We start from the raw sequence: 22,636 nt of genomic DNA on the forward strand, positions 1-22,636 counted from the left end.
TCCGCTTGTGTTCTTTCACTATAGAAGGCTCCGAAACGTCACCTTTCAGCACTTGGAGCTGCTTGTTGGATTTTTGCAGTCCTTTGCTTGAATGGTCTTGGTTTGCATCGGATCCCCTCCCTTAAATGACTGTGACTTTTGACAAATTGGCATCCATGCCTTTGAGAGCAGCAAATGTCAGTTTATCCATCGTCGCGCCGTCAAAGCAGATCGTTTTGATCATGCGATAGTACTTCTTAGTAAAGGTAAACCCCGGTTGGAAAGAAACATTATTTAATGTAGCGCCCTTGAACGAAGCGTTGCTTAATTCCGCTCTGTCAAACTTCACGCCGATAAACGTCTGTCCGTCGAAACGCTGCCCGCTTAGATCGGAGTAATTGAAGTCAACCCCGTCAAACCAACAGCCCTCAAATATCGTTGTTTTCAGATCCGTTTTTGTTAACGTGACGTCGGTCATCCTTACGCCCGTGAATTTGGCTGCGTTAAGATTCGCGCTGCTGAAGTTGGTTCGTACAAGAATCGACTTATTGAAGCTTGTATTTGTCAGGTCAAGTGCAGACAGGCTGCAGTCCGTCAGATTCGTGCCGTCAAAGTTGGCTTCGCGTACGTCGCTTCTATTAAACGTACTGCCGGTCAAATCCGAGCCCGAAAAGTCGGAACCGGCGAGCGTGCTGCCCTTAAACTGTCCTTTATGGGCCGTAACGCCCGCTAAGTCACTCTTCGCCAGGTTGCTTCCACTAAAGTTGGTCACGACTTGCTGTTCCAGCGAGCGGGTCATTGTCAATTTCTGATTCATTACATTCACATCTCCTTATAATAAGTTTTCTAACAAGCACTTTGAATCCGGATCACCTATTAATACCAACCGTTGGTATGTATAGGCTTAAAAATAAGCTGCCTCTCGGCAGTTTAGTTTTCTTTGCTGACTTCTCTAGCTGACATACGCAACAGTTCCTCGTACCGTTGAATCATTTGCTCATCGAACAGCTCAAGCCCCAGGCCTTTCAATATTTCATCGAAAAGCCTTACCTTGCGCAACACTACCTCGGGCGAAGCTGGAATGACCGCCGGGTTTAGCCAAATGTTGGTGAGTACCATCAGCACTTCGCTTAGCTCCCTAGGATAGTCGGTTCGGATCGATCCGTCTCGCATACCCTGTTCGATAATGGGCTGGATATAGATGGGTACAGCTTTATCGATTATGTTCTCGATCAGTGCCGCCAGCATCTTCGGATTACCCAAGAGGTTCGGTGCCACCGATGCCAATTCGTCTTGGGCGGGATTTTCGAGAGAGACGAGGGAAATCTTGCGAAGCTTTTCCCGTCCGTTCAGCTCCTTGTCGTCCCGGATACCGGACAGAATATCATCAACACCTTGGAACAAATGGTCGGTGACAGCCTGCAGGATCTCCTCCTTCGACTTGAAGTGATGGTAAATTGCCCCTTTTGTCAGCCCGCCCAGCTCGTTGATGATATCCTGAATGGAAGTATGTTCGTATCCCTTTTGAATGAACAGGTTAAGAGCTACGGTTAAGATTTGGTTGATTGTTTCTTCAGGATATTTATTCCTTGCCATACGTCTCCTTTTTTCATACATTCGGTTGGTATGTAATAAATATATCCCACCATCCTTTTAATGTCAACAACAAAATCATTTCATTTGGGTGTTCGGGCGGCAAGCTGCCTTCAGTTAGCCTTTCACGATTATTTGAATGTACAAAATGTTCACGTGAAGTAAGGTAACCCGTGTTTCAGAAATCCTAGAAAGGACTAATGCGGATTAAGTATCGCGGAGTTGGCTGCCTCGCCCTTCCCATTTACGAAGCCAGAAACACAAAATAACCAACTCCGTTGAGTTAGTTATTTTTTTCCATTATCGGAATGAATGGCTTATGTAAGGCTGGGAAACCCAAAATCTTTCTCACTCGCTTTGTGGTCTCATGAAATCAACGAATGGAAAGTCATAGCCATAATCTGTGGTTATGACATTTCCACTCCAACTCCCTGACTCCCCTCACGGAAAAAGGATACTGTCCATAGCGTGTCCCATCTTGACAATGGTCGCAAATCCCCCCAATACCGCCGAAGGTATAACGTTTTTTCCAACCATGCTTAGCGATGCAGCCACTGGGATCGTGCCGAATGAAAGGAGGCAAGCGAGCATATTCATCCGGATTCCCTCCCAAATGATTGCCGGATCAATTTGTTGTGTAAATGACGCTATAAGTCCTGTCGAAATTACCGAAATGCTTGAGAGAGCCGATGTGATTACCATCAACAGAAACACGGTTGCCAGTTTTGCAAAGAGAATCCTGGTTCGCGAAATAGGGTATGAAAACAATTGATTGATCGTGCGTTCCTGATATTCGCGCGTAATAATATAGCCGACCATCAATGCGAACAGAAACGGCGACAATATCGTAATCGTCATTCCTTGTCGGTAAAACAAATCCTGCAGGTCAATGCCTGCAGGAGTGCCATCGGGGGTTATCTTTGGCAAGAAAGCGGACAAAGTGACCAGGTTGGCCGGTATAGCGCCAAGAAGAACCAGCCAATGAATCTTTGTGTTTTTTAACTTCATCAATTCCGTTAGGAGAACGTTAAACAAGCTTTTCGCCTCCCGTTAGTTTTAGGAAATAGTCCTCAAGGCTGTCTCCAGACAACGCCAATTCCTTTACGCCGACCCCGTTGTTCGCCAACGTCAAGCTCACCTGCTCCGGCTGGTCCAGATACTCGTACACACGCAGGACGCCGGGACCAACTGCGACATAATCGGTCGTTCCAAGCTGTTGTTCCAGAATCAAAGTCGCTTTCCGATCGTCCGTCACCCTCATCTCAAGATAGCGCCGGGTCTTCTTTTGCAACGTTTCGCGGTCTATTTCTTCAAGTAAATTTCCTTTATGAATGATGCCGATTTTACTCGCCAACAGCTCGATTTCGCTTATCAAATGACTGGATATGAGAAACGTTATTCCTCGTTTCCTGGCAAGCTCCAAGAAGAGTTGCCGCATTTCTTTGATTCCCACCGGGTCCAAGCCGTTCGTTGGTTCGTCTAAAATGAGCAGTTCAGGGTGGTGAAGCAGAGCTCGGGCAATTGCAAGCCGCTACTTCATTCCGAGTGAATATTTTTTAACTTTTTCGTTCTTGGCGTCAAGCAATCCGACAGTCGATAAAACATCATCTATACATTCACTTCCTCCCGTATGGTAATACCGATCTCTTTACCGTCAAGACCGTAACGTAAAGCATTCGACAGAATGTTATCTAGAACTCGTCGCAGATGCGCCCGGTCAGCTATGACGCAGTAAGGGGAATCCGGGATATCGATCGTCGGTGTAATTCCAGTTTTCTGAAATTACGGATAAAACCCTACCAAGGCTTCCTGCACAATGTCTGTCAAGTTGACTCGATGCAGCTCGACATGTAAATCATCGGCTTCCGATTTCGCCAGTTCGAAAAATTCCTGCAATCGTTCGTGTAATGCGTTACCTTTATCGGCGGCTATGCGGAGAAACTTGTTCTTTTCTTCGGCTGTCAGTATCTTGTCGCACCGTAATGCCTCGATATATCCAAGCAAAGATGTCAGCGGAGTACGTAAATCGTGCGAAATGCCGACGATTATCCGCTTGCGCTCTTCCTCCAAAAATCGGGTGCGTTCGAACTACTTCGGGATACGGATTCCGTCAATATTTTTTTGCAGATAACATCGATCGCCCGGTTGACACTTCAAATATTTTTGAAATATAATCATTTCAAAAATATTTGAATTATTGAGGAGTGTTCACCAATGCCGATCGATCAAAAAGCAAGCCTGCAACACGCGGGACCCGGGATGGCCACCGGCAAGCGGCGTGCCATGGGATGGAGTTTGGCTTTACTGGCATTCGCGCAGCTCATCTATTCGCTTGACATCAATATCGTATTTGTAGCGCTGCCGGAGATCGGCCAAGGACTGGGATTTTCGGAGCAGTCGCTGCAATGGGTCGTCAGCGCCTATACGATCTTTTGCGGGGGCTTTTTGCTTCTCGGCGGCCGCGCCGCGGACTTGCTCGGACAGAAGCGGATGTTTATTTTCGCCTTACTTCTTTATGCGGCATCATCTTTATTGGGGGGATTGGCTTGGAGCCCGATTCTCATCATCATTGCCCGCGCCATTCAAGGGGTCGGCGCGGCGTTCCTGTTTCCCGCGACTTTATCGCTGATTAACCGGCTGTTTGAGGAAGGCCCCCGCCGTAACCGCGCTCTTGCGGTATGGGGCGGAGCCGGCGCAAGCGGGCTGACGATCGGCTCGCTTTTAGGCGGGCTGCTTACCGACGCTTTCGGCTGGGAGGCCGTCTTTTACGTCAATGTGCCGCTTGCCGGCATCGCCGCTCTCGTCGCACTGTTCCTTATCCCCCGCGACGAAGCGAGGAGCCGAAAGCGCCATTTTGATTTGCCCGGCGCGATTACGGTGACCGCGGGAGCTACTTTATTCGTTTATGTATTGGTGCAGGGGCCCGAATACGGCTGGAGTTCCCCGAATATTATCGTCTGCGCGATATTGTCGTTGGCACTCCTCTCGATCTTTGCTTTTATTGAAAAACGCAGCAGCGACCCGTTAATGTCGATCCGTCTTTTCGGCAATCGCAGTCTGGTTGCCGGGATGTCCATCACGTTCATTTTTATGGGAACGTTCGGAGCCCTGCCCTATTTCTTGACGACGCTTTTTCATAACGTGCACGGATACAGCGCTCTGCAAACCGGCCTTGCCTTCATCGTTCCTTCGTTGGCTATTGCAATCGGCACTCAGCTGGGAGAACGGCTGGCTTCCCGCATGCAAACCCGCAGCACGCTGCTTATCGGCATGGGGGTCGGAATCGTCGGGACGATGCTCATTCCGTTAGGCGCCTACCCCGGCAGCACATACTTGACCATCGTTCCGGGCCTCATTATATCCGGGATCGGCCAAGGCATTACTTGGACCGGCATGTGGATTGCCGCATCAAGCGGCGTTGCGCAGGAAGATCAAGGGGTCGCTTCCGGAATGGCTTCAACCACCTTGAACATCGGAAATGCAATCGGCCTGGCCGTCTTGATCGCCGTTGCCAACTCGGCCATTCAAGGAAAGACGGGGGAGTCGCTGATCGAAGCGGCTGCCTCAGGCCAACGATTGGCCATCTATCTTGCCGCGGCGGGCATTTTTATCGGAGCATTGATCGCCTTGCTGCTTCCGCGAAAGCATTAATCAAAAAAGCGTTATCCTAATGAAACATTTACGGCGAATTCGTCGACGTGGCGAAGCGCGGCCCCTACCGCCGACGCCTCCTGCGTATAGCGGCACGCTTTCACGTAACTCCCGTCGCGTTCGAACGTGTTTCGGTCGGCGACCATGGCGGCGAGCTTCGGCAAGTGCTTATCGATATATGCTCCGACATAGCCGCCGATGATAACGTTGCAATCGAACGCCATGCGCAAATTGTTCAGCGCGACGGCCAAATGCTCCATATAGCGATCCCACGCGGCCATAGCGTCCCGGTCCCCGGCGTCCACCTTCGCGAAAAAATCGTCCAAATTCCCGTTCGCGAGGCTCGACAGCACCTGGGCGTTGCAGTAAGCGTCCAGACAACCGCTTTTGCCGCAATAGCAGACGTCGCCTCCGGGCACCAATGTCATATGCCCGAATTCGCCGCCGCGCTGATTGTCGCCCTTATAGATGCTGTTGGTCGTATAGACCGCGCCGCCGACGCTGTTGCTGAGCGACAAGTAGACGGACGCCTCCATCTCGGCTTGGCCGTGGATTTCGGCGGCGCACGCGGCGTTGGCGTCATTCGCGAAGAAGCACGGGTACGGGATGCGGCTCGTAAAAGCTTCCGTCGCGAAGCTCATGACGCCGATAACGTGGGAGCTGACGATCGCCATGCCATCCTCGGACACGATGCCCGGAATGGAGATGCCTACGCCGAGCAGCGAATCCCGCGGCACGGCGCAGCGGTCGATGAACCGCTCGATCGCTTCGGCAAGCAGCCGAAAATAATGATCCTCGGCCCGGAAAGGCTGCATCAGCCGCTCTTGGCGCAGCAGCGCGCCGGACAGGTCGACGAGCACGATGCCGATATGCTGCCGCGTTATCTCGACGCCTATCGCATGGCGGGCGCCGGGAACGATCGAGATGGCTTTCGCCTTGCGGCCGCCCGTCGACTCGAAGGTGCCCGTTTCCGCCAGAAGCCCTTCCGCGATCAATTCCTTCACGTTCTGGAGCACGGTCGGCATGCTCATGCCGAGGCCGGCGGCGATCCCTTGCTTCGATGTCATTCCGTTCGCGTAAACATAACGATATATGCGGTTTTTGTTTATCGTTTTTACATCCATGCGGTTTTGTGCCGGACCCAATCTCTATTCCTCCGCGCATACAGTTGTTTTTCACTAGTTTAAAGGAGACCCGCCGCGTTTACAACGCGTTGCGCCGTGCGCCCATATTTTTCATTGCTCCTATGGATTCCTTACTTGGGTTTATACCTTTCTATTTCCAGATCGTTGTTCCCGATCACCGATCCCGGAGATCAACCGGCTCCGGCCCTCGGTTTGATCCTGATCGGCGGCCTGATTCTCTATCCGTTTTATTTGTTTTTCATCCTTTTGTTTTCGACGAAGCCGAATATGATTAAATAACGGCATTGAAAACGACAGGCAAACCAAAAAGCCCGCCGACCGTTACCGGTCGGCGGGCTTCCCTTTATTTAAGAAATTACATCCGCTCCGGCGCGGAAACGCCGATCAAGCGCAGCACGTTCGCGATCGCGACGCGGATCGCGCCGAGCAGCGCGAGGCGGGCTTGCGTCTGCGCCGCATCTTCCGTAATGACGCGTTCGGCCCTGTAATAGCTGTGGAACTGGGAGGCCAGCTCGTACACGTAGCGGATAATCCGGTGCGGCGCATAGGCGGCAGCGGCGTCCGCGATTTCCTGCGGCAGCTCGCCGAGCTTGCGCAGCAGGTCGAATTCGGCCTCGGACGACAGCTTGCCGTAATCGATAGCCGCCAGATCGCCAAGCGCGATGCCCTGATCCTCCGCCTGGCGGAACACGCTGCAAATACGCGCATGCGCATACTGCACGTAAAAGACCGGGTTCTCGTTCGACGTGGAAATGGCAAGGTCCATGTCAAAGTCCAGATGCGAGTCCATGCTGCGCATCGTAAAGAAGTAGCGGATCGCGTCCACGCCGACCTCTTCCATCAAATCTTCCATCGTGACCGCTTTGCCGGTACGCTTGGACATTTTCACCTTCTCGCCGTTCTGGAACAGGCTCACCATCTGGGCGATCAGCACGACCAGCTTGTCCGGATCGTTGCCGAGCGCCTCCATCGCCGCTTTGACGCGCGGGATATAGCCGTGGTGGTCGGCGCCCCAAATGTTGATCATCTTATCGAAGCCGCGCGCGTACTTGTCGCGGTGGTAGGCGATATCCGGCGTCAAATACGTATAAGAGCCGTCGTTTTTGACGAGGACGCGGTTTTTGTCGTCGCCGTAAGGCATCGTGGCCAGCCAGGTGGCGCCGTCTTCTTCGTACACTTGGCCTTTTTCCTTCAGCGCGTCCAGCGCCGCCGTTACTTGCCCGTTCTCGTAAAGCGACGTTTCGCTGAACCAGACGTCGAACGAAACGCGGAATTTGCCGAGGTCCCGCTTAATTTTGTCCAGCTCCCGCTCAAGGCCGAAGTTGCGGAAATACGTAAACCGTTCGTCGTCCGCCAGCTCCAGCAGCTTGTCGCCGTGCTCTTCGACCAGCTGCTTCGCGAAACCGATAATATCCTCGCCGTAATAGCCGTCTTCCGGCATCTCGACCGATTGTCCGAGCGCCTGGCGGTAGCGCGCCTCGATCGATTTCGCCAGATTGGCTACCTGATTGCCGGCATCGTTAATGTAGTATTCGCGCGTAACGTCGTAACCGGCGAAGTCCAGCACGTTGCACAGCGCGTCGCCGACCGCCGCCCCGCGGGCATGGCCGAGGTGCAGGCTTCCCGTCGGGTTGGCGCTGACGAATTCGACCTGCACGCGCTCGCCGTTGCCGGCGTTCGTACGGCCGTAGTCGGCTCCGGCAGCCAGCACTTCCCGAATGACCGGGTACAGGCTGGTCTTGTCCAGACGGAAGTTAATAAAGCCCGGACCCGCGATTTCCGCCGATACGATGCCCGCTTTAGCCTTATCCAGCTGAGCCAGTATCGTCTCCGCGATCTGGCGCGGATTCCGCTTCGCCAGCTTGGTAAGCTGCATGGCCGCGTTCGTAGCCAGATCGCCGTGCGCCTTCTCTTTCGGCACTTCCAGCACGATGACCGGCATGTCCTCCCGCGCCACCAGCTCGCCGGCGACAATCGCGTCCGCGATCGCTTCCTTCAAATTTTCATACATCCGGTCCAATACGTTTGTCGTCATGTTCCTTTTGTTCCTCCCTCAGCATTTTCCGCATCCGTTACTTCCGCGCAAGGCTCGACCTCGAGGCGGATTTCGAATTTCCCCGTGACTTGCCCGCCTACCCAAAGCTTGTAATTCCACTCCAGCCGAAAAGGCGGCACCGGCAGCTCCTCGGATCCGGCTTCGCCCGCCTGCCGAACCGCGAGCCGGCTCGTCGCCGTCTCCAGCTCGAACGAGGCATAAGGCGAGCGGTAATAACCCCGCAATCTCGCCTTCGGGGCAAACAGCTGCTCCGATTCCAATCCGCCCCGGCGAACGAGCGACAGCTCTCCCGGCCGATAGCGCAGCAGCGTCCGGACGTTCGCTCCGGCTTCCGCGTCCTGGGCCGGCTCCTCGTAACGGATATAAACCGATTTCTCCTTCCGAAACCACTCGCCCGAATAAGTCTGTACGTTCGCAATCCCGTCCGCCTTGCCGATCAGCTTCAAGCGGACATTCATTCTGTCTGACATAAAACTAGCTCCTATTGCCCGCCGTTCTTGTAAACGCGGTCTCTCGTCGCCGAATGACTCCGATCGGCTTTTTTCTCATGTTCTTACTATATACAGGTAAGTCCGTAATTTCAACGCCGGAATTGGCATTCGGCCGCGCCGGTTCGGCCTTCCGCCCCCTCAAGCTTTACTCCTGCAAAAAAGGAAGAATCGCCCGCCATGCCTCAAGCCGATCCTCCAGCGAACGCATCGCCGGCGTCGGAATCGGGCTGGTGGACGGAAGCTTCAGCAGCGCCAAATGCTTCAGCGCCACTTCGCCGCGGAAATATTTGCGGTACGTATCGTACGCCTTGCTCCCGTTAAACGCAAAGCACTTCAGGCCCGGATACCGCTTGACGAGACCCGGCAGATCGTTCGGCCGCTCGTTCCGGATGTTCATGTCGAGGCTTCCCTCCCGCTCGCACGACTCGATGACGTCGAACGCGGCAAGCCGCTTCTCCCGCAAAAAAGCGAGCCTCTCCTCATAAACGGGACTTGGCTCACCGGCACCGAACAACGCGTACACCAAAGGCCAGAAATAGTTGCGGGGATGGCCGTAAAACTGCCTATGCTCCAGCGACTTGACGCTTGGCGCCGTGCCGAGAATAAGCACCCTGGCCCGCTCGTCGATCACCGGCGGGAAGGAATGAATGCGCTCCGTCATATTCAGCCGTCCTTCCTATCATCTCTAATATATAACAGTATGGACGAACTTCCCCCGCCTTACAACCGGCCCGCGCAAGGAACCTGCAGACGTCCCGGCAAACGTACAGCCCGTTTCTCCTCCGGCACGGAAAAGAACGGGCTGTCTGTTGGGAACGATTTATTTCACGAGATCCTCGACGAACTTCGGCAGCACGAAAGCCGCTTTGTGCAGGCGAGGCGTATAATACTTCGTTTCGATCTCCGGAATGGACGATTCGTCGACTTCCAGCGGGTCGTACTTTTTGCTGCCCATTGTAAAGGTCCACAGGCCGCTCGGGTACGTCGGGATGTTGGCGCAATAGACGCGGACGACCGGGAACACTTCCTTCACGTCGCGGTTCACGTTCTGAATCAGGTCCGCCTTGAACCATGGGTTATCCGTTTGCGCCACGAAGATGCCGTCTTCCTTCAGCGCGTCGTAGATGCCCTGGTAGAAGCCGCGCGTGAACAGGTTCACCGCCGGGCCGACCGGCTCGGTCGAGTCGACCATAATGACGTCGTAAGTATTTTTGTGGTCGTGGATATGCATAAAGCCGTCGTTCACGATCACTTCGACGCGCGGATTGTCCAGCTCGCAAGCGATCGTCGGCAAATATTTCTTCGAATATTCGATCACTTTGCCGTCGATGTCGACGAGCACCGCTTTTTTCACTTTCGGATGCTTCATGATTTCGCGGATAACGCCGCCGTCCCCGCCGCCTACGACAAGCACGTTCTCCGGATTCGGATGGGTGAACAGCACCGGATGAGCCACCATCTCGTGGTACACGAACTCGTCCTTCACGGTCGTCATGACCATGCCGTCCAATACGAGCATCGTGCCGAACTCCTCGGTTTCGATCATGTCCAGCTGTTGAAAGTCCGTTTGCTCATGCACATAAGTTTCCGTTATTTTCGCCGTAATCCCGAAGGACTCCGTTTGCTTCTCGGTGTACCAAAGTTCCATTGTCGACAAATCCCTTCTTTCCCTCAATTGTTCATCCTGTATTATAGTCAAACTCCCGCCAAAAAGCCAAACAAATATAAGCCGGCGCCTGAATATTGCATGCCACCTTTTTCCATACTACTAGCAAGCGAAGCTTATCAACGAAGGGAGCCGCTTCCCATGAAAAAAAAACCGACCGCGGCCGGCCGCCGCAAGTTTGTTTTCCCGATTGTAGCCGAACATCTTCTCCCTCACCTTCATCGCCTGCGCAAATGGCTCGTTCGCACGGCGCTGCTGCTCGCTGCCGTTATGGCCGTCTGCGCCGGACTTCTCTTCTATTTAAAAACGCAATCGCTGCCCGCCGCGTCCGTCAGCCAAACTTCGCAAATCTACGACCTGCAGGGGCAGGTCATCGATACGTTCCACTCGGCCGAAAACCGTCATTCCGTCCGGCTGTCCTCCATCTCGCCTTACGTGGTGCAAGCGACGCTGGCGATCGAGGACCGGCGCTTCTACGAGCATAACGGCTTCGACCTAAAGGGGCTCGCCCGCGCCGTCGTCGTCAATATCAAGAGCTGGTCCGCGAAGCAAGGAGCCAGCACGTTGACGCAGCAGCTCGCCCGCAACCTGTACCTGACCCACGAGAAAACGTGGCAGCGCAAGGTGAAAGAAGCGATGTATACCGTTCAGCTCGAAATGAAATATTCGAAAGACGAAATTATGGACATGTATTTGAACCAAATTTATTACGGCCACGGCTCGTACGGCATCGAGGCCGCCGCCAATCTGTACTTCGGCAGGCATGCCTCCGAGCTGTCGCTTGCGGAAAGCGCGATGCTCGCCGGCATCCCGAAAGGGCCGAAATATTATTCGCCTTACATGAATATGAAGAACGCCAAGGACCGGCAGCGCACGATTCTGCTGGCCATGGCCGAGGCCGGCGACATTACGCGGGAAGAGGCCGACCGCGCGTATGCGGAGCTGCTCCGCTTCAAACCGCTGGATCCCGACGGCGAGGACGGCTTCGCCCCCTACTTCCGCGATTATGTCCGGAGCGTCGCGGTCGACAAGCTCGGCATCGACGAGCAGCTGCTGAACGAAGGCGGCATCAAAATCTATACGACGCTGGATTCGGGCGCGCAGCGGGCCGCCGAAGAAGCGGTCGCGGGCGGCATCCCCGCCGATTCGGAGCAGCAGGCCGCGCTGATCGCCATCGACCCGCGCAACGGCTACATTAAAGCGATGGTCGGCGGCCGGGACTACAAGACGAATCAATACAACCGCGTCTTTGCCGATACCCGGCAGCCCGGCTCGTCGTTCAAGCCTTTTCTGTACTTGGCCGCGCTTCAGACGGACGGCATCACGCCGGCGACCAAAATCAAAAGCGAGCCGACCGCGTTCACTTACGACGAGGGAAGACAGACGTACGAGCCGCGCAATTACAACGACAAATATACGGGCGACTATATTGACATGCGCGGCGCCATCAGCACGTCGGACAATATTTACGCCGTCAGCACGCTGATGCGCATCGGCCCCGACAAAGTGATCGAGACGGCCCGCAAGCTCGGCATTACGTCTCCGATGAAGCCCGTCCCGTCGCTGGCGCTCGGCACGTTCCCCGTCAGCCCGTTCGAGATGGCGTCGGCATTCTCCGTCATTGCGAACGGAGGCGTGCGGCACGACCCCGTCGCCATTCTGCGTATCGAAGATCGGGACGGACATGTTCTGTATGAAGCTCCCCGGCAAGAAGAGCAGGCGGTGGACGCGGCCCACGCTTACGTGCTGACGAGCTTGCTGCAAAGCGTCTTCGACGAAGGCGGCACGGCGGCTCGCGTCGCCGGGCTCATTCACCGGCCGGTCGCCGGCAAGACCGGAACGACGGCTGCGGACGCCTGGCTGGTCGGCTATACGCCGGAGCTGGCGACCGCGGTGTGGGTCGGCTACGACAAGGGGCGGAAGCTAACCGTTGCGGAAGCGCACCGGGCGGCGCCGATTTTCGCCCGTTTCACCGAGAAGGCGCTGGAAGCCGTTCCGCCGAAAATGTTCCCCATACCGGAAGGCGTGACGCACGTATTCATCGATCCGGAAAGCGGAAAGCTTGCGGCTCCCGACTGTCCGAGCCGGCGGCTGGAAACGTTCGTGAAAGGAACGGAGCCTGTCGAGGTATGCGGCAGCGCTAAAGCGCAGCAAGAGCCTGCGGCGGAGGATCCGGGATCCGCGGATGTCAAAAAGCATTGGTGGCAGCAGCTGAAGCGATGGTGGACGAATTGACGTCTGCCGAAAGGACGGGCCGGGCTTCTCCCGGCCCAACTTTGTCAACTTTTTGAGCAAATTGTGAAAATTATTTGAACGAACAATCCCGGCTGTGATATAATATGGATAAGAAAGCACTTACAAACAGTGATTGGGAGTGTTCGTAATGGATGACAAATCTGTGTCGATCAGCAGCAAAAATGCTGCGAAGCCCGATGCAAGACGACTGGTTCTGATCACGACGGTCGCCGCGTGGATTGCGCTCGCGATCGGCGTTGTGCTCTGTCTTTTCAATCTGCACGAATTTAACGACCGCAACGTAGGCTTGATGGTAGGAATCGGCTTTCTTGTCGGCAGCGTGTTCATATATTCCTGCGGCATGGCCGTCAATATGGTAGAGGCATACACCCGTTCTTCGTCCGCCAAGGACGATGATTCTTCGGAGTGAAATTTGCATTAACAAGAGAAAGCCGAATTGTCAAGGTTTGATTTTCCATGACGGAATCCATCCTTGCCGAAGCGAAGCCGAATCGGAATGCAAATTTCTACTAATGGCATGCCTGCCATTTAATTGAAGTTCACAAATTTAACGAAAAGTTAATGTTTAAGCGCGAATATTCCGACAAATACCGTCCATTTTCACAATGGTACGGTATTTTTTTGCTTAAAAAAGGATGTAAACCCTTTAATTTTCTATGAACATTTTTACAGTTGTCTAACTCGTGAACTTTTTTTTACGGAAATCGCAACAATTGTTGACGTAATTGTTAATCGGGGAGTCACGCCCCGAAGATTCTGTTATCTTAGGGATAAGAGTTCAACAAGGAGTTGAGGCAATGTGAAACGTTTACGAGTGCTGGCACCACTGCTCATTATGCTCATGGCCGTATTGTTGTCCGGCTGCAGCGAGCAGTACCTCGTTCTTGACCCTAAAGGTCCGATTGGGGAATCGCAAAGAGATTTGATTTACATCTCCGCTATACTTTGCGCCATTATTTTAATCCCGGTTCTGATCATGACAGCCGTCATCGTTTGGAAGTATCGGGAGAATAATAAAGAAGCACAGTATAAACCGAAATGGGAACACAGCACGAAGCTTGAATCGATCGTGTGGGGTGTTCCGACGATCATTATTATTGTACTGGCAGCTTTCACGATCAAATATACGTTTGATCTGGAACCTTCCAAAGCGATCGCATCCGAGCATGAGCCGGTTACGATTCAAGTTACGTCGCTGGATTGGAAGTGGCTGTTCACTTATCCGGAAGAGGGAATTGCGACCGTCAACTATTTGAAATTCCCTGAGGACGTTCCGATCCGCTTCCAACTGACTTCGGACCAGGCGATGAACTCCTTCTGGATCCCGCAGCTGGGCGGACAGATCTATACGATGTCCGGCATGGCCATGACGCTTTATCTCCAAGCCGACGAAGCCGGCGAATATTACGGTTCGGGCGCCAACTTTACCGGCGAGCATTTCGCCCAAATGACGTTTACGGCCGAAGCGGTATCCGGCGAAGAGTACGACGCTTGGATTCAAGAAGTGAAGAGCAGCTCGCAAGAGCTTACGATGGACGGCTATCACAAGCTCGCCGAGAAAGGAACGTCCGACGTTCAATCGTTCTCGTCGTTCCCGGAAGGTCTGTTCGAACAAATCGTAACGCAATACTTGAACGGAAGCGAGATGCCTGCTCATCATCACGGCGGCTCTTCCGAAGACGCGGATTCCGAATCCCATGGCGACATGGAAGGTATGGAAGGCATGGAAACGGAATCGCACGAACACGCTGGTCATTAATTCATAATTGAAAGGAGGCCCTAATCGGTGAACGACTTCATGGATTTTTTGTTCGGTGAATTTATCGTAACCGGCGATCCGCTTATCCTAGGGGCTCAAGTATCTATTCTTTTAGCATCGCTGGCGATCGTATTCGTCCTCACCTACTTTAAAAAGTGGAAATGGCTGTGGACGGAATGGATCACCACCGTCGATCATAAAAAGATCGGCATCATGTACATTATCGCGGCCATCATCATGTTGTTCCGCGGCGGCGTGGACGCCTTGATGATTCGGACGCAGCTCGCCTTGCCGGAGCTCGAATTCCTCCATGCGGGGCACTACAACGCAGTCTTTACGACGCACGGCGTTATCATGATCCTGTTCATGGCGATGCCGCTTATGTTCGGTCTGTTTAATATCGCGGTTCCGCTTCAGATCGGCGCGCGCGACGTCGCGTTCCCGTTCCTGAACTCGCTCAGCTTCTGGCTGTTCTTTATGGGCGCCATGCTGTTCAACATTTCGTTCGTTATCGGCGGCTCGCCGGATGCCGGCTGGCTTGCCTATCCTCCGCTGTCGGAGCTGTCGGGCAGCCCGGGCGTAGGGCAAAACTTCTACATCTGGGGCATTCAGATTTCCGGTATCGGTTCGCTTGCTTCGGGCATTAACTTCGTCGCCACGATTCTGAAGATGCGCGCCCCTGGCATGAAGCTGATGCAAATGCCGATGTTCACGTGGTCGGTTCTCGCATCCAGCTTGACGATCATGTTCGCGTTCCCGATTCTGACGGTTACGCTGGCGCTCTTGTTCCTTGACCGCTACTTCGGCGCTCACTTCTTTACGCTGGACGGCGGCGGCAACCCGATGATGTATGTCAACCTGATCTGGATGTGGGGTCACCCTGAGGTGTACATCGTTATTCTGCCCGCATTCGGTATTTTCTCGGACGTCGTCTCGACGTTCGCGAAGAAAAAGCTGTTCGGCTACAAGTCGATGGTATTCGCGCTTATGTCGATCAGTATCGTATCGTTCTTTACTTGGCTTCACCACTTCTTTACGATGGGCTCCGGCGCAAGCGTGAACGCGTTCTTCGCGGTAACGACGATGATCATTGCGATTCCGACCGGCGTGAAGATTTTCAACTGGCTGTTCACGATGTATAAAGGCCGCATTAATTTCTCCACGCCGATGCTGTGGACGATCGCCTTTATCCCGTGCTTCGTTGTCGGCGGCATGACCGGGGTTATGCTTTCGGTTGCGCCTGCGGACTTCCAGTTCCATAACAGCTACTTCCTGATCGCCCACTTCCACCAAGTGCTGATCGGCGGCGTCGTATTCGGCTACTTCGCCGGCATGTACTACTGGTGGCCGAAGATGTTCGGCTTCAAGCTGGACGAGAAAATCGGCAAATGGGCATTCTGGATGTGGAATATCGGTTTCTATGTGTGCTTTATGCCGCAATACGCGCTTGGCCTCATGGGCATGACGCGCCGTTTCAACGAATATGAAATGGAGCTGGGCTGGCAGCCGCTGAACATCGTTTCGACGGTCGGCGCCTTCATTATGGGCCTCGGCTTCCTGTTCCAAGTATGGCAAATCGTATACAGCCTTAAAAATCATAAGAAAGAAAAAACCGGCGACGCCTGGGACGGCCGGACGCTCGAATGGTCCATTCCTTCCCCTGCTCCGATGTACAACTTCGCCCGTCTGCCGCATGTCAGCAGCCAGGACGAATGGTGGGAAGAGAAGCAGCGCCGCGCTGCCGGCGTAGCCGTAGAGCCGGAAAAACCGCTCGAACCGATTCATATGCCGAAGAACTCCGGCATTCCGTTTATCGCTTCGATCTTCTGGTTTATGGTCGGCTTCGGCTTCGTATGGGATTGGCTCTGGCTCATCATTCCGGGCGCAATCGGCGTGTTCGCCACGATGTATGCCCGTTCCTTCAGCTTCGACACGGATTACTACATCCCTGTAGATGAAGTTCGGCGTACGGAAGAAGCCGCGTTAAAGGGGGCTAAATAGATGTCACAAACTGTATCGCACGGCTCTCAGCACGGCCACGGTCACGACGATCACGGCCATCACGATCAAGAGTCACTTAAAGTATTCGGTTTCTGGCTGTTTCTGATTACCGACGTTATTCTGTTCGGTACGCTGTTCGCGACGTATATCGTCCTCCATGGCAATACCAATGGAGGACCGACGCCGGAAGAGCTGTTCAAGATGCCGGGCGTTATATGGGAAACGTTCATCCTGCTCACGTCCAGCTTCACCAGCGGCCTTGCCGTGCTGGAAATGCACAAGGGCAACAAGAAAGGCCTTATCGGCTGGCTGATCGTCACCATTCTGCTCGGCGCATCGTTCTTGACGCTCGAAATTTACGAGTTCGTCGAGATGGTTCACGAAGGGGCAACGATCGGCACAAGCGCGTTCCTGTCGGCGTTCTTTACGCTGGTCGGCACGCACGGTATCCACGTTACGGTCGGCACGTTCTGGATTCTCGGCATCATCATCCAGCTTGCCCGCCACGGCATTACCGACGTCATGAAACGCAAAGTGACGACGTCGAGCTTGTATTGGCACTTCTTGGACGTTGTCTGGATTTTCGTCCTGACAGTCGTCTACTTGATGGGGGTGATGTAGGATGGAAAAGCATAACGCGCATTCCCACGACGCCCATGGCGAAAGCCACGGTTCTCTGAAATCCTACGTAATCGGTTTTGTTCTGTCGATTATATTGACAATCATTCCGCTTGTCGTCGTCATGAACGACATGATGGGCGAGACGGCGACGGTTGTTCTTATTCTGGCGATGGCGATTCTCCAGTTCGTCGTCCAGCTCTTCTTCTTCATGCACTTGAGAGAAGAGAAGCAGCCGCGCTGGAACGTCATGGCGCTTGTTCTCGGCCTGATCATTGTGATTACGATCGTGGTCGGCTCCATCTGGATTATGGGCAACAACGTTATTGGCTAACCTCCGATTCATTGTAAAAAGCTCCGTATGCTTCCGAAGCATACGGAGCTTTTTTTCGTTACGCGGATGAGCGTGAGCATTGAGCCGGAAGCAGCCGCATACGTTAACCTAGCGGGTAGCGAATGCCTATTCATACCGGAGAGGAGCGCTGCGAATGGTCAGCAATGCCACAATTGAAGTAAGCGGGGAAGGAAAAGTAACGGTCCCGCCGGATCAGGCCGTCTCGACGCTGGGGGTCGAAACGCAAGGAACCGCGCTGCGGCAGGTGCAGAGCGCGAATTCGGCGGCCGTCGAACGCATCGTTTCGTCGCTTCGGGCGCTTGGCATCCCGCCGCGGCAAATCGAAACCGTCGATTACCGGATTGAACCGGTGTACGACTACTCGAATGGCGCAGCCGTATTTCGAGGCTATAAGGTGACTCATCTGCTTCAGGTCACAAGCAGCGCCGCCTCGGCCGGCGCCGTCGTGGATACCGCCGTCTCGCAGGGCGCGAACGTCGTGCAAGGCGTCCGCTTTACGCTGTCGCAAGCGGCGGCGTACAAGGACCGGGCGCTCGCGCTGGCGGTCGCCGACGCAAGGCGCAAGGCGGCTGCGATTGCCGCCGCATCCGGCGTTGCCACCGGCGCAGTGCCGCTCTCGGTGCGGGAGCTGCCGCTTGCGCCCGAGCCGATCCCCCGGCCCGCAGTGCTATCCGCCGCGAGCGAAGCCGTCCCGATTCAAGCGGGCCAATTAACCGTCACGGCTGCCGTTCTCGCCGTCTTCGGCATGGTTCGGCCGAACGGGTCGGGTTAAATCCCGACTCTGGACTAAGGTAAGGTTTGACGATGAAGACGAATAGAGCGATTACCCGCCGGATAGATCTTTATCCCGGAGCAAAGCCGAACCCGTCTGCCGCTCTTCCAAGCCGGCGGAAGAGGAAGACGCCGCCGCGTTATGCGGCTTTAGCAGCTCGGCGCCCGCTGCGGCCGCGACCGCTGCCAGGCAGACGAGCAGACCTGCGCCCGCCAGCACAGGCAGCGCCGTCCATTCGAATACGGTGCGTCCCGCTATAGTCTGGACGGCTACGGCCGCTACCGCCGCGATCCAGGCGGCGCTCCCTAGATGAAGCAGCATCCGGGCTGCCCGGGCTTCGGCGCCGGTACGCTCCAGCAGCCATCCAAGCAGCGGCAGAACCTGCAGGGCGTGGAAGCTAAGGCCGTGCAGCACGATAATGTTGCCGTCCGGACCCGAGAAGCGCCCGTTCAGCGCGATCATCCACAAGCCGGAGGCAAAGCCCAGCATCACCGATAGGAACGAATAGCGGATGCCCAGGATAAGCAGCGGCCGTTCGGCCAGAAGCTTCCGGCGGAAAAAGGAAACGGCAACGACGGCCGTCACGATAATAAGCACGAAAGAAGCAAGGCCGAATACCCCTCCGGCAACCGCGTCGACAACCGAGCCGTTCGAGAAACGCGGATTAACGCCCCGCAAACGCTGAATCGTCTCCACTCCGTACGAATAAACGACAATCGGGACGAACACCCATCTTACAACCGCCCGCGCCCGGGAGCCGAAGCCCGACACCGGCAGGATGGCGGCAATCGACAGCATGAATATTCCGATCGCCGCATCGAACGAAAAGGCGCTTGAGATATCTCCCTCCGGCGGCACGAAAGCTCCGAACACGCCCATGTACACGGCAATTCCGGCAGCCAGCACAAGCCCGAGGGCGCCCAGCCAGGCCAGCAGCTTCTCCTCCGCAAAGGCACGTATTGCGCCCCGCACCGCCAAACGCATAAATCCTCTGTTCACCATCATCGTTCAAGCCTCCCATTAATTAATTATTTATTAATAAATAAATTTATGGGCTACAAAAAAGGCAGTCTTCGCCGCCCTTTTGTAACCTTGCTATTGCCGCAGCCTATAACCCCTGCCTCGTCTCGAACCGCATCCTCATGCCTGCCCATTAGGCTCGGCACGCTAATTGTCCTTAAAACAAAGCAGCTGCGGCAAATCAAGCACTTCCGTCACCGTAATAAGAAACCCCATACCCATGAATTGGCTTGCCGCCGCCTTCGGCTCCGGCAATCCTGCTGCTGTAAATTTCCGCAGCACCGCTTCATGGATATTGGCGAACCGTTCCCGGACATGGTCGCGGATCGCCGGTTCGGCGATCGTGTACGCCTGCATGACGAGCAGCGTCTCCGCTCGGTGAGTGCCCATGATGTCCTCGAAAGCGCTCCCCATCGTCTCGAGCAGCTGATCGGCAGGCGCTTCGACCCGTTCAAACGCTGCCGCGATGCGAACGATGGCTCTATCGATGACGGCGATGAACAGCTCCTCCTTGCTGCCGAAAAAATGAAACACGTACGGCTGCGTAACGCCCGCTTCCTTCGCTACCCGTGCCGTTGTCGCTTTGTAATACCCGAGTTCGGCGAATACGTCGACTGCTTTGTCCATAATCTGTTCTTTTCGATCTTGTCGGACTGCCACGTTTGCTGCTCCTTTATTTATTGATAAATAAATATTATCCTCCTTTCCTCTCGATGTCAACATTTTCAAATCGTTTGACACCTTTTGGGGCTCACGATCTGTTCTCGACCTTCATTCCTCCCGGCGATAAACGCCGGGACGATAAGCAGCTGAAAGCCTGTGAGACCGTTCCGATTCCCGTGAGGCGTCCGGCCGCCGGACGCCTCACTTTCATCCCGCTCTTTACAGATCTCCGTCCCGGCTCATCCGGTTGGCGCCTCCGGTCCGCCCGCCAAGCAGCATCCTAAGGCCGATAGCGATCATCACGAAAGCGACGATGGCCGTCGGAATCATATATTTGATTTCGAGATAAGAGGCATACCAATTCGGCATATAGCGGCTCGCGATATCGGCAACGACCCTGTCGAGCAAATAATAAACCCCGAAGCCGACCATTCCGACGCCAAGCCATTTCTGATAAGGTACCAGCAAGGAGGCGATCGGCTCGTCCTCCAGCGCGCTTCGTTCATAACGCGACAGCTGCTGAACGGCATCGAAAAAGGCGAAGCAAATAATAAGCGGAATCATAAACAAGAAGAGCGTCAGCCGCAAAGCATCCATCAAATAAACGGCCAGCAGAAATCCGGCCATCAACTGCAGCCCCCGTTTCTGCAAACCGAGATACAGATGCCCCGCGCCGGGAAAAAAGGAAAGCATCATAGCCAGCACCCGGCTTTTTTTGCCGTAGGCGAAATGCTCTTCAATATCGGCGAAGATCGGCCGGTCGTCGACCGGCTCCCCGCGCTGCTTGCGGGCGAGCTGCTGCAAAGCGTCGAATATGCCGTAAGCCCAGATGACCGGCAGCAGCAGAAGAAACACCAGCAGCACGCCGGAATCCATCGCGACGCTCAGAAAGACGATAACGGCGAACAAGCCGAAAAAAGCGACCATCAGCGTTATTCCGCGCTGCATAAGCCCGTTGTTCATATGCCCGAGCCCCGGAATGAACGACAACAGTATCGTGTTATACTTTTCGCGACGCTCGCTCTCCGAATAATAGTAATGGCCGGCACCGTCCTGGATTCCTTCGAGAGGGTCGCGGTACAAACGCGGTTCCATTGCCGGGGAGGGCCCGGCCCCGATGCCCTTCACCAAACTGACAATCATGTCCACCATGTTGACGAAAGCAATGAGCAAGGCGAACAGGAATAACGCCGCCCCCTCGTCGCCAATTCCGTTACCGCTCACCATGAGCAGCATCAGAAGCCCGATCGGGCCAAAAAAACCGCCGCCGTACAGCAGCGTGCGAAACGGCCGCCCCAGGTACGCATGACCGGCGCCGGGTATAAACGACAACAAAAACGCGACGATCGGATTTTTGTTCATATGAACCTTCCCTTCTAAAAGTTTTGTGAGCGTTGCTTCGTGGGCTGCTTCGAACAAAACTCGCTTCGTAAGCATCCGCTTAGTTGAATCTTTCGGCTTCAATGCCGTCCAGCCACGAAACGGTCCGGTGCAGCATGCGCTCCGACCAGCCTTCTTCAAGGGAGCGCCCCGCTTGCGGTTCAAAATACCGGACCGATCCGTGGTCGATGATCGCGAGCCGCTCCGAGAGGCCGCCCAGCGCGCCGGTGCCGATCAGCAGCAGCGTAATAGCCGCCGCCGCTGCGAAGTGCGCGGCCGGATGCTGCAGCCAGCGCGCCCGGCCGCGGCGCTCCCGCTTCGACTTGGGCAAGGCGCCGCCCGACGGCCGCTCCGCTTCCAGCATCCCGATCACCCGCTTCGCGATACCGTCGATATCGGGCATCGCCGAATCCGCCGCATATACAGCGCCGCGGCCTTGCCGCCCGGACGGGCGTTCAGCCGGCGCGGCCCCCGCATCAAGCGCCTCCATATAAACGGATAAGCAACGATCGCAAACGGACAAATGAGCTTCGACGCGTTCGCGCTCCCGCTCGTCCATGCCGCCGGCGACATAGATGTCCATCGCCCTCCTCCCGATATGGGAGCCGCCGCTTGCTTCCATCCTATCCTGCCAATCTTTCATTCGAAATCCTCCTTCCGGAAGTGCCGTCTCATCCACTTTCTTGCGCGGTAAAGCCGGGACTCCACGCTTTTGGCCTCAAGTCCCGTCTCGCCGGCAATCTGCTCGTACGATTTTTCATCGATATAATAGGCCGTAAGGACCTCCCGGTAATTGCCGGGGAGCTCCTTCAGCCTTTCCCTGATGCGGCTCCGCTGCTCCTTCTCGAGCAGCTCCTCTTCCGGCGGCGGCGCCCCGGCTTCAGTCTCCATACCGGCGGCTTGCTCCCGCTGCCCGAAATCCGCCGCCTGCTCCGGCCTGCGGGACTTGTAACGCTTGTAATCGATCGCTTTGTTAACGGCAATACGGGTCAACCATGTTTTGAGACCGTTGTGCCTATAGTTGGGGAGAGAGCGATAGATTTGCAGAAGCGCTTCCTGCATGACGTCTTCGGCATCCTGCCGCGACCGCAGCACCGCGAATACCGTTCGGTAAATATGCGGCCCGTATTCCTGCACGAACGGCTCGAAAGCCGCCGGCCCCCCATCCAACACGGACCTGACCCATTCTTCATCCCGAATCTCGCTCTCCCCCTTTCCGAATGTATAGACG

Annotated in this window: 23 protein-coding genes; 8 read left to right on the plus strand and 15 right to left on the minus strand. The window is 55.0% G+C overall.

The window, feature by feature from the left end:
• Positions 1-121: 121 nt before the first annotated feature.
• From ACFSW5_RS20480 to ACFSW5_RS20500, 5 genes are all read right to left on the minus strand, one after another.
• Positions 122-796, minus strand: coding sequence for a pentapeptide repeat-containing protein (locus ACFSW5_RS20480; RefSeq protein WP_379277248.1), 675 nt, complete (start codon positions 794-796; stop codon positions 122-124).
• A 113-nt stretch (positions 797-909) separates the two neighbouring features.
• The gene (locus ACFSW5_RS20485) at positions 910-1,575 is read right to left on the minus strand and encodes a TetR/AcrR family transcriptional regulator (RefSeq protein ID WP_379277250.1); all 666 of its coding nucleotides are present in this window, start codon (positions 1,573-1,575) and stop codon (positions 910-912) included.
• 438 nt (positions 1,576-2,013) lie between these two features.
• The gene (locus ACFSW5_RS20490) at positions 2,014-2,607 is read right to left on the minus strand and encodes an ABC transporter permease (RefSeq protein ID WP_379277253.1); all 594 of its coding nucleotides are present in this window, start codon (positions 2,605-2,607) and stop codon (positions 2,014-2,016) included.
• Positions 2,600-3,025 carry a hypothetical protein gene (locus ACFSW5_RS20495; RefSeq protein WP_379277255.1) on the minus strand — a complete coding sequence of 142 codons (426 nt, stop codon included), beginning with the start codon at positions 3,023-3,025 and terminating at the stop codon, positions 2,600-2,602. Before ACFSW5_RS20495 ends, ACFSW5_RS20490 begins: the two co-directional genes overlap by 8 nt.
• A 329-nt stretch (positions 3,026-3,354) precedes the next feature.
• Positions 3,355-3,642 (minus strand): sensor histidine kinase, encoded by a 288-nt coding sequence (locus ACFSW5_RS20500; protein WP_379277257.1) that lies wholly within the window; start codon positions 3,640-3,642, stop codon positions 3,355-3,357.
• A 144-nt stretch (positions 3,643-3,786) separates the two neighbouring features.
• Here ACFSW5_RS20500 and ACFSW5_RS20505 point away from each other — a divergent pair, with 144 nt between their 5' ends.
• Positions 3,787-5,223, plus strand: a complete 1,437-nt coding sequence (locus ACFSW5_RS20505; protein ID WP_379277260.1) for an MFS transporter — start codon at positions 3,787-3,789, stop codon at positions 5,221-5,223.
• A gap of 11 nt (positions 5,224-5,234) precedes the next feature.
• Here ACFSW5_RS20505 and ACFSW5_RS20510 read toward each other — a convergent pair whose 3' ends face one another.
• The 5 genes from ACFSW5_RS20510 to speE all read right to left on the minus strand — a co-directional run bounded on the left by ACFSW5_RS20510 (position 5,235) and on the right by speE (position 10,563).
• Positions 5,235-6,368: an ROK family transcriptional regulator gene (locus ACFSW5_RS20510; RefSeq protein ID WP_379277262.1), complete on the minus strand. Its 1,134-nt coding sequence runs from the start codon at positions 6,366-6,368 to the stop codon at positions 5,235-5,237.
• Positions 6,369-6,723: 355 nt separating this feature from the next.
• Positions 6,724-8,403 (minus strand): arginine--tRNA ligase, encoded by a 1,680-nt coding sequence (gene argS, locus ACFSW5_RS20515; RefSeq protein WP_379277264.1) that lies wholly within the window; start codon positions 8,401-8,403, stop codon positions 6,724-6,726.
• Positions 8,400-8,894 carry a DUF1934 domain-containing protein gene (locus tag ACFSW5_RS20520; protein ID WP_379277266.1) on the minus strand — a complete coding sequence of 165 codons (495 nt, stop codon included), beginning with the start codon at positions 8,892-8,894 and terminating at the stop codon, positions 8,400-8,402. The genes argS and ACFSW5_RS20520 overlap by 4 nt, the downstream gene beginning before the upstream one ends.
• Positions 8,895-9,060: 166 nt before the next feature.
• Positions 9,061-9,576: a DNA-deoxyinosine glycosylase gene (locus ACFSW5_RS20525; RefSeq protein ID WP_379277268.1), complete on the minus strand. Its 516-nt coding sequence runs from the start codon at positions 9,574-9,576 to the stop codon at positions 9,061-9,063.
• 159 nt (positions 9,577-9,735) lie between these two features.
• A complete protein-coding gene (speE, locus tag ACFSW5_RS20530) occupies positions 9,736-10,563 on the minus strand; it encodes a polyamine aminopropyltransferase (protein ID WP_379277270.1) in 828 nt (275 codons plus the stop codon).
• A gap of 159 nt (positions 10,564-10,722) precedes the next feature.
• Between speE and ACFSW5_RS20535 the strand changes: the two genes are divergently transcribed.
• The 7 genes from ACFSW5_RS20535 (at position 10,723) to ACFSW5_RS20565 (ending at position 18,342) form a co-directional block, all read left to right on the plus strand.
• Positions 10,723-12,816 carry a transglycosylase domain-containing protein gene (locus tag ACFSW5_RS20535; RefSeq protein ID WP_379277272.1) on the plus strand — a complete coding sequence of 698 codons (2,094 nt, stop codon included), beginning with the start codon at positions 10,723-10,725 and terminating at the stop codon, positions 12,814-12,816.
• Positions 12,817-12,964: 148 nt separating this feature from the next.
• Positions 12,965-13,246 (plus strand): hypothetical protein, encoded by a 282-nt coding sequence (locus tag ACFSW5_RS20540; protein ID WP_379277274.1) that lies wholly within the window; start codon positions 12,965-12,967, stop codon positions 13,244-13,246.
• Positions 13,247-13,672: 426 nt separating this feature from the next.
• Positions 13,673-14,596, plus strand: coding sequence for a ubiquinol oxidase subunit II (gene cyoA / locus ACFSW5_RS20545; protein ID WP_379277351.1), 924 nt, complete (start codon positions 13,673-13,675; stop codon positions 14,594-14,596).
• A gap of 39 nt (positions 14,597-14,635) precedes the next feature.
• Positions 14,636-16,597, plus strand: coding sequence for a cbb3-type cytochrome c oxidase subunit I (locus ACFSW5_RS20550; RefSeq protein WP_379277353.1), 1,962 nt, complete (start codon positions 14,636-14,638; stop codon positions 16,595-16,597).
• A complete protein-coding gene (gene cyoC / locus ACFSW5_RS20555) occupies positions 16,598-17,218 on the plus strand; it encodes a cytochrome o ubiquinol oxidase subunit III (RefSeq protein ID WP_379277276.1) in 621 nt (206 codons plus the stop codon).
• A gap of 1 nt (position 17,219) precedes the next feature.
• Positions 17,220-17,549, plus strand: a complete 330-nt coding sequence (gene cyoD / locus ACFSW5_RS20560) for a cytochrome o ubiquinol oxidase subunit IV (protein WP_379277279.1) — start codon at positions 17,220-17,222, stop codon at positions 17,547-17,549.
• A gap of 154 nt (positions 17,550-17,703) precedes the next feature.
• Entirely contained in the window at positions 17,704-18,342 is a 639-nt protein-coding gene (locus tag ACFSW5_RS20565) for an SIMPL domain-containing protein (protein ID WP_379277281.1), read from the plus strand.
• Positions 18,343-18,393: 51 nt separating this feature from the next.
• On the opposite strand, the gene ACFSW5_RS20570 is transcribed toward ACFSW5_RS20565, so the two are convergent.
• From ACFSW5_RS20570 to ACFSW5_RS20590, 5 genes are all read right to left on the minus strand, one after another.
• The gene (locus ACFSW5_RS20570) at positions 18,394-19,347 is read right to left on the minus strand and encodes a hypothetical protein (RefSeq protein ID WP_379277284.1); all 954 of its coding nucleotides are present in this window, start codon (positions 19,345-19,347) and stop codon (positions 18,394-18,396) included.
• 162 nt (positions 19,348-19,509) lie between these two features.
• Positions 19,510-20,022 carry a TetR/AcrR family transcriptional regulator gene (locus ACFSW5_RS20575; protein WP_379277287.1) on the minus strand — a complete coding sequence of 171 codons (513 nt, stop codon included), beginning with the start codon at positions 20,020-20,022 and terminating at the stop codon, positions 19,510-19,512.
• Between the two features lie 222 nt (positions 20,023-20,244).
• Positions 20,245-21,387 carry a hypothetical protein gene (locus ACFSW5_RS20580; RefSeq protein WP_379277289.1) on the minus strand — a complete coding sequence of 381 codons (1,143 nt, stop codon included), beginning with the start codon at positions 21,385-21,387 and terminating at the stop codon, positions 20,245-20,247.
• A 79-nt stretch (positions 21,388-21,466) separates the two neighbouring features.
• Positions 21,467-22,048, minus strand: coding sequence for a zf-HC2 domain-containing protein (locus ACFSW5_RS20585; protein ID WP_379277291.1), 582 nt, complete (start codon positions 22,046-22,048; stop codon positions 21,467-21,469).
• Entirely contained in the window at positions 22,045-22,578 is a 534-nt protein-coding gene (locus tag ACFSW5_RS20590) for an RNA polymerase sigma factor (RefSeq protein WP_379277294.1), read from the minus strand. Before ACFSW5_RS20590 ends, ACFSW5_RS20585 begins: the two co-directional genes overlap by 4 nt.
• Positions 22,579-22,636 lie beyond the last annotated feature (58 nt).

Source organism: Paenibacillus thailandensis (genome assembly GCF_042685365.1).
Classification (GTDB): domain Bacteria; phylum Bacillota; class Bacilli; order Paenibacillales; family Paenibacillaceae; genus Paenibacillus_AP; species Paenibacillus_AP thailandensis.